Genomic DNA, 14,202 nt, shown 5'->3' on the forward strand with positions numbered 1-14,202 from the left:
ATGAAAACATTTTATATTGTTGGTGCCGGGTGCGGAGATCCAGGCCTGATCACAGTCAGGGGAATGGAACTTCTGAAGAAAGCCGATATTCTCATCTACGCAGGATCGCTTGTAAATCCCGAGCTTGTACACGCCTCGGGCGCAGCCGTGAAGCTTGATTCCATAAAGATGAATCTACCTGAGATCTGCTCTGCAATCCGGGATGGCCTGCAGGAAGACAAACTGGTTGTCCGCCTGCATTCAGGGGATCCTGCCCTCTATGGTGCAATCGTTGAGCAGATGGCGGTTCTTGCAAAGGATGGTATTTCTGCTGAGATTGTACCCGGCGTCTCCTCGCTCTTCGGGGCAGCAGCCGCCCTGAAGACACAGCTGACGCTACGCGGGGTATCTGAGAGTGTCATCATCACCCGTCCCGCCGGAGCAACCCTGGATAAAGATAAGATCGCTCAGTTTTCCCGCACTGGTGAGACCCTGGTCATCTTCCTTGGTACAGAAAAACTCAGGGAGATCATGGATTCGGTCGAGTGTTTGCCAGAGACTCCGGCAGCAGTCGTCTACCACGCGACATGGGATGATGAGATCGTGGTCAAAGGGACAGTTGCCGATATCGCTGATAAGGCAGAAGCTGCCGGGATCACAAAAACAGCCCTGATCATCATAGGGAAGGCGGTTCTTGGGATAGAGAGTGGCTTTACCCATTCGCACCTCTACTCATGAAATGCTGTGTCATCACCCTCCCAAGATTCATGCCCGATGCAGAGACGATAGCAGGGGCGATTGGAGCAGATACCCTGGAGTATCAGGACGGCATATTCCAGAGGGCTTTTAAGGAGTATGAGGGAATCATTGCCCTGATGTCAGCAGGAATTGCCATCAGATCAGCTGCACCCCTCCTCACCGACAAGTGGCATGATCCGGCAGTGGTCGTCGTAACACCCGGGCTTGCATATGCAGTCCCGATCCTCGGAGGCCATCATGGTGCAAATGATCTCGCATTCCGCCTCGGCGAGATCGGGATCGCCCCGGTCATCTCAACCGCAACCGAGGCTCATGGCCGCCCCTCGGTCGAGGGAATCGCGTCATCTGGTGCGCACCGCATCGCCAACCGTATCTCAACCCGGAGGGTGAATGCCGCGTTCCTTGATGGTGATGTCCCGGTCTATGAGATACCAGAGCCCGGTATTGTTGTTGCCGGTCCCGGTGTATCGGTGCTGATCCAGGAGAAACCCTATATGGTTGGAATCGGATGCAGGCTTGGCATACGCCCGGAAGAGGTGAAAGAGGCAGTCGAAGCTGCACTTGATGATGCAGGCATCCGTTTGGGCGAGGTGGGTGCATATGTGACCACGGCACAGAAGAGGAGAGACTCCGGGCTCGCACAGGGGATCTCAATGCTTGGGGGTGTCCTCATGTACCTGGAAGACCATACCATAAACAGCATCGCCGGGCCATCACCATCACGGGCAGACCTCATCGGGCTGTCCGGGGTGGCAGAGCCCTGTGCACTTGCCATGGCAGAGATCGGGAGACTTGTCATGAAGAAAACAACCTACGGAAGGGTGACCATTGCAATCGGAAGATAATCAACAAGGACGCCTCTGCATCGTCAGCACCGGACCGGGCAACACCCGGCAGCTGACACCTGCAGCACTGAAAGCGATAGCAAAAGCAGACTGTATCATCGGCAATGATACCTATATCGAGCTGATCCAGCATCTCATCGCCGGAAAAGAGGTGATAAAAAGCAGGATGGGCGAGGAGGTCAACCGGGCGCAGCTGGCACTTGAGCTTGCCCTAGACAAGCATGTGGCGATGGTATCTGGCGGGGACGCGGGCGTCTACGGGATGGCGAGTATCGTCATTGAAGTTGCTGACAGAACAGGATCACCAGTTCCAGTCGAGGTGATCCCAGGGGTTACTGCAGCAACTGCTGCTGCATCCCGGCTGGGATCACCGCTTTCAGGAGATTATGTGACCATTTCGCTCTCGAACCTCCTCACCCCATGGGAGGTGATCGAGAGCCGGCTCGACCATGCTTTTGCAATGGGCGTCCCTGTCGCAATCTATAATCCCCGCAGCAGGGGACGGCCGCATAACCTGGATGCAGCACTGCTCATAGCATCAAAACACAGGATAGGGACAACACCTGTCGGGGTTGTGAAGAACGCATACCGTCCCAATGAAGAGCGGCATATCATGACGCTTGAGGAGCTGAAGGCAGACTGCAGCCTCGTGGATATGCATTCGATTGTGATCATCGGAGGAGAAGAGACCCGGATCTGGAAGGTGGGAGACGATGTCAGAGGAATTATCACCCCGCGGGGATACCATAGAAAATATGTATATTGATCTCGGTGCGGATACCCGCGAAGGGTATGCCATTGCAGAGACAAGCAGAAAGCTTGCCAGGGAGACGATAGGTGATGCAACACCGGAGGATGGGATCCGCCAGCGGTGTTCGGTTGCAGTCGGGGATTTTGCAATGGCGGATCTGATGCGTTTTACGCATGACCCGATAGCAGCAGGTATCGCTGCGATCAAAGGGGGTGCCACCATCTACACGGACATCAGGATGGTGCAGGTCGGCATCCTGAAGAAAGGCCACTCATGCAGTGTCGAATGCGCACTCGATTATGGTGCGGATATTGCAGCAGCTGAGGGGATCACCCGGACGTCTGCCGGGTTTCTGGCGCTCAAAGAGCAGCTCGCCGGATCGATTGTGGTCATCGGGAATGCGCCGTCTGCCCTGCTGGCCATCTGCCGGTATATCGATGAGGGGATCGTGCCTGCCCTTGTGATCGGAACCCCGGTCGGGTTTGTGAATGCTGCCGAATCAAAGGAGCTGCTCAGGACAAAACCGGTTCCGTCGGTCTCCAATCTCGGCACCCGTGGCGGTACTCCGATTGCTGTTGCAAGCATGAATGAGATCATCACGATGTCGCAAGAGTAGCCTATGATCGATCCGGTGACAGGGTTCTCCTATCCAGAGGAATGGGTCAGGCGTGCCGGTGAGCAGGGCGATATCACCGCTGTTCAAGAGGGAAGAGCGGTTCTGACCGCATCCGGCGGGATACTCAGGCGGGGCATCACGACAGGGGCAACGGCAGCAGCAGCGGCAAAAGCAGCTGTTCTTTCGCTCAGGCAGCCGGTATCCGGGGTGGATCTCCTCCTCCCCTGCGGGATCCGCGTACTGGTGGATGCTGCTGGTGAGAATGGAGAAGGGTCTCTGGTCAAGGACCCGGGCGACTACCCCGATGACCGGACAGCCGGGCTCCTCTTCAAGGCAGCAGCTGCCCCCTCCCCGGAGATTGTACTGCATGCAGGAGAGGGGATCGGGAGGTTTACCCGTGACACACCCCGGTACCTGGAGGGTGAGCCGGCGATCTCCCCCCCGGCACGCGACTGTATCCTGCATGCAATCACCGAGGCGGTCCGGGATACAGGGCTTGCGGGTGCTCACGTCACCCTCACCGTCGCCGGAGGGGAGGAGGCGGGGGCTGATACCTTAAACCCGAAGATCGGGGTTTTTGGCGGGATATCGCTCCTCGGCACAACCGGTTTTGTCGAGCCATGGGATGATCATCTCGAATCCTCAATGGAGGAGCGGGTGCGTGCGGCTGATCGGGTGGTGATCACAACCGGCAGAATTGGTCTTCGGATCTCCCGCCTCCTCTTCCCTGAGTATGAAGTGGTACTGGCCGGATCAAAGATCCGGCAGGCACTCCAGGCAGCAGACGGAGTGGTGATCCTCTGCGGGCTGCCCGGACTTGTGCTGAAATACCTCAGGCCCGATATCCTCGATGGCACCGGGTACCAGACCGTGGAGGAGTATCTTGCGATACCGCAGGGGATCACAACGATGAAGAAGGTACTGGGAGAGAGTGTTCCTCAGGGTGTGAGGGTTGTGATCGTGAACCGGGACGGGGAGATCATGGGTGATTCAGGATGAAGGTGGTTGGTGTCGGATGCGGGAGCGGGATGCTGACCGAAGAGGGGATCGTAGCAATCCGGAGAGCGAAGCTGATCTATGGATCCAGAAGGGCAATAGAGCGGGTACGGCAGCATATCAGCCCTGACTGCACCGTCAGGACGATCAAAGATTATACAGCCATTGCAGACCTCCCCGATGATGCAGTGATCCTCTCCACAGGCGATCCCCTCCTTGCGGGACTCGGACACCCCGGCGCTGAGATCATCTGCGGGATATCAAGCCTCCAGGTCGCCTTTGCACGGATTGGAGTTCCCTGGAGCACCGTCTCGGTGGTGGACGCCCATGGAAGAGATCACAACAAGGCAATCGGTGATGTTGTCATTGATTGCAGAAGGAACCGGCCCGTCTTCATCATCGCTGATCCGAAATTCCCGGTGCACGCACTTGCAGAGGCACTCCGGGGGATGGAGTGTGTGATCTCTATCTGCCAGGACCTTGGGGAACCGGATGAGCGGATCATCACGGGAACGCCGGAGAAACCCCCTGTTCCCGATTCAAAACTCTTCTGCTGTATCGTTCTGCCCGGGCGGGCAGAGTGAGATAGTCTTTTTTTACTACCATAGAACGGATTGTTCTGAACTCATAAGACAATATATTTATATCAGTCCATCTTACCGGGATAGTATAACTATATTCATAGGAGATTGTACTAATGATTACGTATAGACAGTTTTTCTTAACCTGTATCACGGCCATCCTGGTTGTGACACTATTCTGTATGCCGGCAGCTGCAGACCAGGTGGATGTTGAGAGCCTTGATATCATTGACAGGAGTGTCGGGGAAGTGACAGCTGATTATCATATTGATCACTGGCACGGCAGGCTCCCGGTCGTTATCCAGGGTAAGCACATCTCGCTTGGGGCAGTATTCACCGGAGCAGATGGAGAGAGCATCCCACTCATGGACGAGGATACATTCTATGATACCGGCAGGGGCACCTTTACCGGTGATTATATCTTCAATGTCCGCCTCGCCGATGGTGCACCAACAGGCATCGTCGAGCTCCTCAGCCATGGCGATCATGTCCATGTCCGTGGCCAGCAGGCAGGAGAGACAGAGATCGTGTTCCTGCTCCAGGAGGGTGATGAGGTAGTCTGGGAGTCCCCCTCAATCGGAGTCAATGTACGGAAGGATGATACGCCAACCGAGATTGTTGGAGATGGGACGATACAGATCGCTGATCTGAAGATCATCGACAGGAGTGTCAGGGAAGTGACAGCTGATCATCATTTTGATCACTGGCACGGCAGGCTCCCTGTTGTTACGAAGGGCAAGCACATCTCACTTGGAGCAGAATTTACAGCCGCAGATGGAGAGACGGTCCCGCTGATGGAAGAAGATATCTTTTATGATCCCGACAGGGGAGTATTCACGGGAGCATATATCTTCAATGTGCGACTGGCAGATGGTGCACCAACCGGTATCGTCGAACTCCTCAGCCATGGCGATCATGTCCATGTCCGTGGACAACAGGATGGGAGAACGGCCCTTGTCTTCATGCTGCAGCGGGACGACGATGTTGTCTGGGAGTCTGCTGAGATCAATGTGATGGTTGAAGACCCTGATATGGCAGCAGCTCCTGCAGCTCCTGCAGAGAGTCCGGGATTCGGGGTCCTTGCAGCCCTGGGCGGGCTGATGGTCGTGATCTATGCGGCACGCAGGTGAATGAGAACACCGGGAGATTGATTCTCCCATCTTTTATTCTGATCGTTTTGAAGCAGGATACGGCTCTACAATGGTATTGACTGGCTTATGAGGGGGTGACTGATATGGTTCATATATCTGATGGCATTCTTCCCATGCCGGTGGTTGCAGCCGGATGGATTATCACCATTCTCCTGCTTGCAATAACCTATCGCTGGGCGGGCAGGCAGGATGATCTGACGCAACAGATCCCAAAACTGTCTGTGATGGTGGGTGCGTTCTTTGTTGCCTCGCTCATCCATATCGACATACCACCGTCCAGCGCCCACCTTATCCTAAACGGGCTTGTCGGTATTGTGCTTGGTCCGCTCTCCTATATTGGCATCTTCATCGGCCTCACGCTCCAGGCGCTGCTCTTCCAGCATGGAGGTATCACCGTCATCGGTGTCAATGCCCTGATACTGGGTGTCCCCGCCCTCATCTGCTATCTCAGCTTCCTGATCGCTTCTGGACGCGGACTGCCGCTCACGCTCATTGGCGGGATCTGTGGCGGGTTTGCCGTTTCTGCAAGTGTCTGCCTCCTGGTTGCAACCCTTGTCATCTCAGGGAGCGAATTTCGGGCAGTTGCAGGTCTCCTCGCGATTGCGCATATCCCGATTATCATCACCGAAGCGATCATAACAGGAGTGATAGTTGGATACCTGGTACGCGTGAAACCTGAATTACTACCCATACACCTGAAGGGAGAGAAAAAATGAAGAGAAACACCCGATTACTCCTGGCAGGCCTGATGGTTCTGCTCCTTGCATCTGCACTCATCGCACCGGTAACAGCGCACAGGGCATATGTCGGTGCATTTCTGACCGGTGATCAGTATGATGAGGTTCTGGTCAGGGCATGGTATGAAGGAGGCTCGCCCATGGCAGGTGCTGAGATCACCATTTATGCCATCAGGGATGGCACTGAAGAGATCTACATCCAGGATACCGCTGATGAGCAGGGGTTCTATGCGTTTGATCCCGAGTGGAGAGTGACAGAGTACACAATCATCGCTGAACATACCGGTCACCGGGCAACAATGACCCTTGATCTCGCATCCGGCATAACTGCCGGACCAGGCACAGAACTCCCGGTTGCGGCACGTATTATTGCAGGGTTTGGCTACCTGGCCGGGCTTGCGGGGATTGCCATGATCTATTCGGCACAGAAGATGCAGAAAGAACACCGGGAGTGAGACAAGACCCGGAGAATAGCGATCCAGAAGAGATATGCCCCCGGTGTGGTGTCGGGAGTAGTATGGGGCATCGATTCCTGGTATTTGCAGAGAGACATACCCCCATCTTTTTCATATGCTGCTCTTTTTCCCTCCCGTCTGCCAGGTGATACTCAGGCGACCTGATGGAACCAGCATAGGGACATATGCCGGATCAAAACGAAAATTCTTTTACATTTACACAATATATTTTTACTGGATCGCCTGCGATCAATTGAGGTATTATCATGAACACAATGAAACAAATCAGTATTGCCTGTATTTCAGTCGTATGTATCCTTGCATTCCTTTTTATGCCGGCATCGGCACACCAGGATGCTGTCGAAGACGAGATTGCCGAGATCATCGAACATGCAGATGATCTCTTTGATCTTGCAGAAGTCATCCATGATGAATCACAGGCGATCTATAGAGATGAGACAGTCTCTGAAGAGATCCGGGATCTCGCTCACCTGGTTCACATGGCAGCCCACGAGCTTGAGCATATCGCAGAACACCTGCAGGAGGATGCAGCAGAGCTTGAAATCCTTGGTGCAGAACCCATTGCAAACCGGGCCGCAATCAACTTAATTCTCGCAGATATGAGAGAGGAGATTGCTGAATACACCGAATTACTCGATTCCCAGCATGACAACATCCATGAACTCGAGTATAATGTTTTAGAATCGCATATCCAGCATGCAGACGCAATCCATGATGCTGCACATAAGGCTGAACGCGATGCACGGCATCTGCTGAGGCATATAGATGCGCTTGAAGCAGCACTTGACGATGCTGCGTCACCACAGGCACCATCTGCGCCTGCTGAGAGCCCCGGGTTCTCTGCACTTGCCGCACTTGCGGGGATCATGGCTGTTGTGTATGCCATACGGAGGCAGTAAGCAGATCTCCACCCGGGAGATCACCTCACAATCCATTTTAGAGATGGAATCCAGATAAGAGAGACTCATATTCATTCCATAGCAACATCAAGGGAGCCAGAGACCATGCACATATCTGACGGGGTTCTTCCCATGCCGGTGGTTGTAGCAGGCTGGATCATCACCATCATCCTGCTTGCCGCCACACTTAAGTGGGCATCACGACATGGCGATATCGCAGCTGAGATACCAAAGCTCTCGGTGATGACCGGAGCATTCTTTGTCGCCTCGCTCATTCACATCGACATCCCCCCATCAAGCGCCCATCTTATCTTAAATGGCCTTGTGGGAATTGTACTTGGGCCACTCAGCTACATCGCGCTCTTCATCGGCCTGACGCTGCAGGCACTGCTCTTCCAGCACGGCGGTATAACCGTCCTCGGCATCAATGCCATGATGATCGGAATTCCTGCTCTTCTCTGCTACCTGGCATTCCTCACTGCCGCAGGGCGGCAGGTTTCCCTCCCCCTTATCGGAGGGATATCCGGCGGACTTGGTGTATTCCTGACGATGTGTATCCTGGTTTTGATCCTCGTCATCTCCGGTTCAGAGTTTCGTGCCGTCGCTGGCGTCCTTGCTGTTGCACATATCCCGATCATCATCATAGAAGCGATTGTCACCGGTGCGGTGATTGGATATCTCGCACGTGTCAAACCTGAATTATTGCCTTTTCAACTGAGAGGAGAGAAGAAATGAAGAGAACTACCCGTATAGTACTGACTGGCCTGATAGCCATCCTGCTTGTATCTGCACTCATCGCACCGGTAACAGCCCACAGGGCATATGTTGGTGCGTTTATGACCGGTGATCAGTATGATGAAGTGCTGGTCAGGGCATGGTATGAAGGGGGTACACCCATGGCAGGTGCAGAGATCACCATCTATGCAATAACTGATGGTGAAGAAGCGATCTACCTGCAGGAGACCGCTGATGAGAATGGCTTTTTTGCTTTTGAACCCAAATGGAGAGTGACAGAGTACACAATCATCGCCCAGGATACCGGTCACCGGGCAACAATGACCCTGGATCTCGAAACAGGCATGACAACCGGAACAGACCCGGAACTCCCGCTTGCAGCACGAATCATAGCCGGGTTTGGCTACCTGACCGGGCTTGCGGGCCTTGCCATGATCTATTCGGCACGGAAGTTGCAGAGAGAAAAACAGGAGTGAGGTGCCGGGCAGGCAGAATACAGGAGATATATGGATTACCCTGATATCGACAAATATGCCAATCTGAATTCTGCGATTCACCGGCTTGAGCCACGGTGCAAGGTGATCTCCTTCACCATCCTTATCTTCTCTGCAGTCTTTGTCGAGACGCTCCACCTTGCGCTTCTGGCCCTGCTCATCGCAATCACAATCCTGATCATCTCCCGGCTCCCGCTCGCCTTCGTCGTCAGGCGCTCAAAAGTCATCCTGGTATTTATCCTTCCCATCCTGATCCTGATGCCCCTCACCGTGCCCGGCACTCCCCTCTGGCAGGCAGGCCCGGTCATCTTCTCAGAAGAGGGTTTCTTCTTTGCGCTCCTGATCACGCTCAGATCAGTTGCTGCAATCACTCTTGTCCTGACGCTCCTTGGCACACAGCGGTTTGATACCACCCTCAAAGCACTCTCCCTCCTGAAGGTGCCGGGGATACTCATCCAGATGCTCTTCTTCACGTACCGCTACATCTATGTCATGATGGATGAGTTCCTCAGCATCTGGAGTGCAATGCGGGCAAAAGGCTATTCATTCAGGCTGAATCGGTACGGGCTGTCAATCATCGGCAATCTCGTCGGTATGCTCCTTGTGAAGAGCTACGAGCGGGCTGAGCGAGTCTTCCTTGGGATGCAGGCAAAAGGCTACCAGGGCAGGCCAATGAGTTTCGCACCGTTTGCAATCAGGAGATCTGATTGTTTTATGTGTCTGATCCTCATATCCATTGCAGGAGGACTCCTGATTTATCCACTGGTGATCACATGAAGGAAGCCGTGACAATAGAGAACTTACACCATCACTACCCGGACGGCACCGTCTCCCTGAAGGAGATCTCACTCACTGTCCATGAGGGAGAGCGGCTTGCCATCATCGGGCAGAACGGTGCCGGGAAGACCACCCTCTTCCTCCACTTAAACGGCTCTATCAAGAGCATGGAAGATAATGTGCATATCTTCGGGCAGAATGTCCGCCACATGAAGATTGAGGAGCGGATACAGAAGGTCGGCGTCGTCTTCCAGGATCCCGACGACCAGCTCTTCATGCCCACGCTCTACGATGATGTGGCATTTGGCCCAACCAACATGGGACTCTCACGTGAGGACGTGGACAGGCGGGTTCGTGAAGCCCTTGAGACAGTCGGGCTCACCGGGTTTGAAGACCGTGTCCCCCACCATATGAGCTATGGCGAGAAGAAGCGTGCTGCCCTTGCCGCTGTCCTCTCAATGGAGCCGAGGATACTGATTCTGGATGAACCGACTGCAAACCTAGACCCAAAAAACCGTGCACTCCTGATCCAGCTGATTAACCGGCTGAACCAGGAGAAGGGTATCACCACCATCGTTGCCATGCATGATGTGAATGCCGTCTCGCAGATGGCTGACCGGGTGGTGGTTTTGAATACCACAATCGTTGCAGATGGCAAGCCAAACAGCATCTTCTCTGACGGGGATCTTTTGAAGAAGAACAACCTCGAAGCACCGGAAGTCTACAAGCTCTTCAGGATCATGGAGTGTTACGGGTATTGCTGCTCTGATCATCCTCCGCTTGCGGCACATGATGCTCCCGGCGCCTTTGATACATCACTTATGGCAAACGGGGGGGCAATTACATTGAAGAGGCATCAGCGAACCGAAGAGGAGCTTCTGAACCTGCTGGCAAACTTTGAATACTGAATTATATGTGCGCGGGATCAAAAGTGAACAGGATCAAAAAAGAGTAATGTGAGTTGGAGATACACATACCATTAGGTGTTATAAATCTGCATCAGGCAGACGATCAGGTTCAAAATGCCATTCTGGTCACATAAAGGAGATATTGCATGCCAAAGAGAGAGATACGAATCCCACGAATCATAATCGCAGGCACCCACAGCGGATGCGGCAAGACAACGATTGCAACCGGGCTGATGGGAGCGCTTGCCGCCCGTGGGCTGACTGTCCAGCCCTTCAAGGTCGGGCCCGACTTCATTGACCCGACCCACCATACCGAGATCTGCGGCCGGGGTTCACGGAACCTTGACCCTTTCATGATGGGGAGGGATGAGGTTCTCCGCACCTTCGTCTCGGCATCTGAGGGAGCAGATATCGCCGTCATCGAAGGGGTGATGGGGCTCTTTGACGGGGTCGACGGGACAGCAGAATCAAGCACTGCCGATGTCGCAAAAATCCTCTCCTCCCCGGTTATCCTTGCCTGTGATGTGAAAGGGATGAGCCGGAGCGTCCACGCATTGATCCTTGGGTACACGGCCTATGATCCGGATGTCCCCTTTGCAGGCGTCATCTACAACCGGGGCGGATCTGATCGCCACCGCAGGATGATTGGCACTGATCAGGACCTGCAGACACTTGGCTGGATTCCCCGGCGGGATGACCTGCAGGTGAAGAGCCGCCACCTCGGCCTCACAATGGCTGGTGAAGGCGAGGGTATGCGTGCCAGCAGGACTGTGGTGGAAGAGTGCTGTGATCTGGAGGAGATCATCCGGGCAGCATCCGCAGCTCCCCCGCTCCTGCAGCAGGTTGACGATGTGAGCAATGCGAACACGAGGGTTCGGATCGGTGTTGCAATGGATGCAGCATTCTGTTTTTATTATGCAGAGAACCTCACAAAACTGAGGAGAGCGGGAGCAGATCTCACCTTCTTCTCACCCATGACTGATCCGCTTCCGGATGTCGATGCACTCTACCTCGGCGGCGGCTACCCCGAACTGTATGCGGAAGCACTTGAGAAGAGTCCGTGCAGGCACCAGATCAGAAGGGCCGCTGATAATGGACTTCCAATATTTGGGGAGTGCGGAGGGCTCATCTACCTCTCCCGTTCGCTTCAGACACATGAGAGAACGTCGGCTGGTGTCGGTGCCATTTCTGCTGATGCTCTGATGAAGAGCCGGTTCCAGGCACTCGGATATGTCGACGGAACCGTCACCGGCGACGCATCACGTCTCCCCGGAAGCCTCAACTTCCGTGGCCATGAGTTCCACTACTCTGCCATCACCCCGGATACCGACTGCCGGTATGCCTTCTCCCTCAGACGAGGCAAAGGTATTATGGATGGAAAAGACGGTATCATAGAGGGGAACACAATCGCCGGATACACCCACGTCTATTTCACACAACAGTTTGCAGATGCGCTTCTTCGGTTTGCCGGAACAAACAGATCAGAATGAGAAGGTTCCGTACTTTCCGCCGCCGCCCGGATGCAGGACTACCGTTCCCTCACGGAAGGCGGCGACTGCATCTCCAACACCCGGATGCACATCCCGGATCTCTGCAACAGGCAGATCAAGCAGGATTGAGAGTTCATTGCCAAACGTTTCAATCAGCTCATCATAGAGAGCGCGGCATCTCTTCGTCCGTGGAGAGCTGGTGCCGAGCCGGTTTGCGATGATCTCGGCAAGCGGGATGATATGGATATACGGCGGCCTCTCTGTCACCTCGCTGCCTGAGAGTTCGCGGGCGCGGTCCGAGACGCCTTTCTTGATCCGCCCCCGATCATGCGGACATTTCCATTTCAGGCGAGCTGCCTCCTCAAGCGTAAACTGTGAATAGCACCGGGTGCAGGCAGTCCGGTTGTACTTCCCTTCTTCGGGGAAAAAGCCGATATTCATCAGTATCTGCATATTCCTGACAGCGGAAAAGACCGAAGCGACTGTTCGATCTCCAAGATCAAGCACCGTACATTCGCGTCCAAGCTTCTCCGGCACCGGGCTGTGGGCATCGGAGTTTGTCAGAAACGGGATGCCGGTAAGCTCGCTGATCCCGGCACCATCACGGCTGTCTGCTGAGAGCCCCAGTTCAAGAAAAAAGACCTCTTCGTCACCATAACAGTCAGCAAGCGAAGACCAGGCAGAATAGACAGAACGCCAGGGTGTGAAGGCGTGTGCAGGGCCGATCACCCCGCCAGCCTCATGGACGATTTTTGCAATCTCCTCACCATGCAGCCTGACATGCGGCCTGCCTGCAGTCTCAAGGTGGGAGCAGTACGGCGTGAGCAGCTCCTGCATCACCTGGAAAGAATCAAATGTCTCTGCCATGATGAGATGATGGACACGATTCAGATCCTCAACTTCTGCTGTCGGGACAACAACGATATCAGCAGCTGTATCCTCCCACATACTCCGCCATTTCGGGTGCAGCGCATCACCACTCCCGATAACGCCGATACCCTTGGTCAGGCAGCCGGAGAGGATACGGTCAGGAACCATATCCTTTGAGGTTGCCATCGAAAAACAGGAATGAATATGGAGATCCGCAGCAGTTTTGATCATACCTATCCGATATAGGAGAGATCTTCCTGCTCACGGACCTCTTCGGACTCTTTCAGCTTCTCAAGCGCGCCCTCAAGCTCTTCAGCCGTCTCCTGGAGCCGTGAGGGATCAATCTCCAGCCCGAGGAGCTGCGAGAGCACGGTGAGAACAGAGCCTGCACTGATTGGATCAACAAGGTATCCGGAGGTCTCGCCAAGAAGAGCGATTCCTTCCATGCCCCGGCGTGAACCAAGGCCAAGAAGGAGACCGGCAGCACCGATGATCCCGCCTGGAGGTTCATCACGGATGAAGACCGCGCCTGCATTCTCGGCCTCTTCCAGAAGGCCGGGTGAACCTGCGGCACAGAGCACCCGTGGCTCCTCAACAAGCCTCCCGACACCATAGCCCCCGAGAGTATAGATCCGCTTCACCCCAAACCGTTCTGCAAGATCGAGGTACGTCTCAGTGAGGATATAGTGGCCTTCAGGAGAGGTGCTCTGGCAGTCTCCTGTCAGCAGAAGAACCGGAGGATCTGTTGCCACATGGTAGAGTTCGTTCTTTGGGAGCCTGGCAACACCCTCATTATCCACAAAGACCTGTGGAGGGAAGTGATACGAGACGATCTCGCCCAGGTACTCGCCTTCAAGCTCATCAACAATATGATCAGCGACAAGCTTGCCAACATGACCAACTCCCGGCAGCCCTTCGATCAGGATCGGGGCTGCATACTTCTCAGGATCATCTACTGTAAGTGTTACCATTACCGGATCCATTCCTTCATCATCCTCCTGTATCGGCCGTACCGATCCTGTGGTGAGAAACGTGGGGGATGGACACTCCGTGTTGAGCCTCCGCAGACGCTGCATTGATCTGAAAGAGTGATAGTGCCATCCACCGGGCACTCCCGTATCCGGCCTTTCATAAATAC

Annotated in this window: 18 protein-coding genes; 15 read left to right on the forward strand and 3 right to left on the reverse strand. The window is 54.5% G+C overall.

Annotation, left to right across the window (positions count from 1 at the left end; genetic code table 11):
- The 15 genes from ABCO64_RS00520 (at window position 1) to ABCO64_RS00590 (ending at window position 12,194) form a co-directional block, all read left to right on the forward strand.
- The gene (locus ABCO64_RS00520; protein WP_253458474.1) at window positions 1–717 is read left to right on the forward strand and encodes a cobalt-precorrin-4/precorrin-4 C(11)-methyltransferase; all 717 of its coding nucleotides are present in this window, start codon (window positions 1–3) and stop codon (window positions 715–717) included.
- Window positions 718–746: 29 nt separating this feature from the next.
- Window positions 747–1,583, forward strand: a complete 837-nt coding sequence (gene cbiG, locus ABCO64_RS00525; RefSeq protein WP_253458477.1) for a cobalt-precorrin 5A hydrolase — start codon at window positions 747–749, stop codon at window positions 1,581–1,583.
- Window positions 1,567–2,349, forward strand: a complete 783-nt coding sequence (gene cobJ, locus ABCO64_RS00530) for a precorrin-3B C(17)-methyltransferase (protein ID WP_253458480.1) — start codon at window positions 1,567–1,569, stop codon at window positions 2,347–2,349. The genes cbiG and cobJ overlap by 17 nt, the downstream gene beginning before the upstream one ends.
- Window positions 2,339–2,950 (forward strand): precorrin-8X methylmutase, encoded by a 612-nt coding sequence (locus ABCO64_RS00535; RefSeq protein ID WP_253458483.1) that lies wholly within the window; start codon window positions 2,339–2,341, stop codon window positions 2,948–2,950. The genes cobJ and ABCO64_RS00535 overlap by 11 nt, the downstream gene beginning before the upstream one ends.
- A 3-nt stretch (window positions 2,951–2,953) precedes the next feature.
- Window positions 2,954–3,949: a cobalt-precorrin-5B (C(1))-methyltransferase gene (locus ABCO64_RS00540; protein WP_253458486.1), complete on the forward strand. Its 996-nt coding sequence runs from the start codon at window positions 2,954–2,956 to the stop codon at window positions 3,947–3,949.
- Entirely contained in the window at window positions 3,946–4,530 is a 585-nt protein-coding gene (locus ABCO64_RS00545; RefSeq protein WP_253458489.1) for a cobalt-precorrin-7 (C(5))-methyltransferase, read from the forward strand. Before ABCO64_RS00540 ends, ABCO64_RS00545 begins: the two co-directional genes overlap by 4 nt.
- A gap of 113 nt (window positions 4,531–4,643) precedes the next feature.
- Window positions 4,644–5,657 carry a PGF-CTERM sorting domain-containing protein gene (locus ABCO64_RS00550; protein WP_253458491.1) on the forward strand — a complete coding sequence of 338 codons (1,014 nt, stop codon included), beginning with the start codon at window positions 4,644–4,646 and terminating at the stop codon, window positions 5,655–5,657.
- Window positions 5,658–5,761: 104 nt separating this feature from the next.
- The gene (gene cbiM, locus ABCO64_RS00555; RefSeq protein ID WP_253458492.1) at window positions 5,762–6,394 is read left to right on the forward strand and encodes a cobalt transporter CbiM; all 633 of its coding nucleotides are present in this window, start codon (window positions 5,762–5,764) and stop codon (window positions 6,392–6,394) included.
- Entirely contained in the window at window positions 6,391–6,870 is a 480-nt protein-coding gene (locus tag ABCO64_RS00560) for a hypothetical protein (RefSeq protein ID WP_253458493.1), read from the forward strand. Before cbiM (ABCO64_RS00555) ends, ABCO64_RS00560 begins: the two co-directional genes overlap by 4 nt.
- Window positions 6,871–7,136: 266 nt before the next feature.
- On the forward strand, window positions 7,137–7,790 hold the full coding sequence (locus ABCO64_RS00565) for a PGF-CTERM sorting domain-containing protein (protein WP_253458494.1): 654 nt from the start codon (window positions 7,137–7,139) through the stop codon (window positions 7,788–7,790).
- Window positions 7,791–7,895: 105 nt separating this feature from the next.
- The gene (gene cbiM / locus ABCO64_RS00570; protein WP_253458496.1) at window positions 7,896–8,525 is read left to right on the forward strand and encodes a cobalt transporter CbiM; all 630 of its coding nucleotides are present in this window, start codon (window positions 7,896–7,898) and stop codon (window positions 8,523–8,525) included.
- Entirely contained in the window at window positions 8,522–9,001 is a 480-nt protein-coding gene (locus ABCO64_RS00575; protein ID WP_253458498.1) for a transthyretin-like family protein, read from the forward strand. The genes cbiM (ABCO64_RS00570) and ABCO64_RS00575 overlap by 4 nt, the downstream gene beginning before the upstream one ends.
- A 30-nt stretch (window positions 9,002–9,031) precedes the next feature.
- Complete coding sequence (gene cbiQ / locus ABCO64_RS00580) at window positions 9,032–9,796, forward strand: cobalt ECF transporter T component CbiQ (protein WP_253458500.1); 765 nt, start codon at window positions 9,032–9,034, stop codon at window positions 9,794–9,796.
- Window positions 9,793–10,704 carry an energy-coupling factor ABC transporter ATP-binding protein gene (locus ABCO64_RS00585; protein ID WP_253458502.1) on the forward strand — a complete coding sequence of 304 codons (912 nt, stop codon included), beginning with the start codon at window positions 9,793–9,795 and terminating at the stop codon, window positions 10,702–10,704. The genes cbiQ and ABCO64_RS00585 overlap by 4 nt, the downstream gene beginning before the upstream one ends.
- 146 nt (window positions 10,705–10,850) lie before the next feature.
- Window positions 10,851–12,194, forward strand: coding sequence for a cobyrinic acid a,c-diamide synthase CobB (locus ABCO64_RS00590; RefSeq protein ID WP_253458505.1), 1,344 nt, complete (start codon window positions 10,851–10,853; stop codon window positions 12,192–12,194).
- Here ABCO64_RS00590 and ABCO64_RS00595 read toward each other — a convergent pair.
- From ABCO64_RS00595 to ABCO64_RS00605, 3 genes are read right to left on the reverse strand one after another with little or no spacing between them, the layout of a single operon-like run.
- Entirely contained in the window at window positions 12,186–13,295 is a 1,110-nt protein-coding gene (locus ABCO64_RS00595; protein WP_256472492.1) for an endonuclease Q family protein, read from the reverse strand. The genes ABCO64_RS00590 and ABCO64_RS00595 overlap by 9 nt on opposite strands.
- Before the next feature lie 2 nt (window positions 13,296–13,297).
- Window positions 13,298–14,047, reverse strand: a complete 750-nt coding sequence (locus ABCO64_RS00600; protein ID WP_253458508.1) for a proteasome assembly chaperone family protein — start codon at window positions 14,045–14,047, stop codon at window positions 13,298–13,300.
- A complete protein-coding gene (locus ABCO64_RS00605; RefSeq protein WP_253458511.1) occupies window positions 14,035–14,196 on the reverse strand; it encodes an RNA-protein complex protein Nop10 in 162 nt (53 codons plus the stop codon). Before ABCO64_RS00605 ends, ABCO64_RS00600 begins: the two co-directional genes overlap by 13 nt.
- Window positions 14,197–14,202: the final 6 nt, after the last annotated feature.

This window comes from Methanocalculus natronophilus, from assembly GCF_038751955.1.
In the GTDB taxonomy this organism is placed as follows: domain Archaea; phylum Halobacteriota; class Methanomicrobia; order Methanomicrobiales; family Methanocorpusculaceae; genus Methanocalculus; species Methanocalculus natronophilus.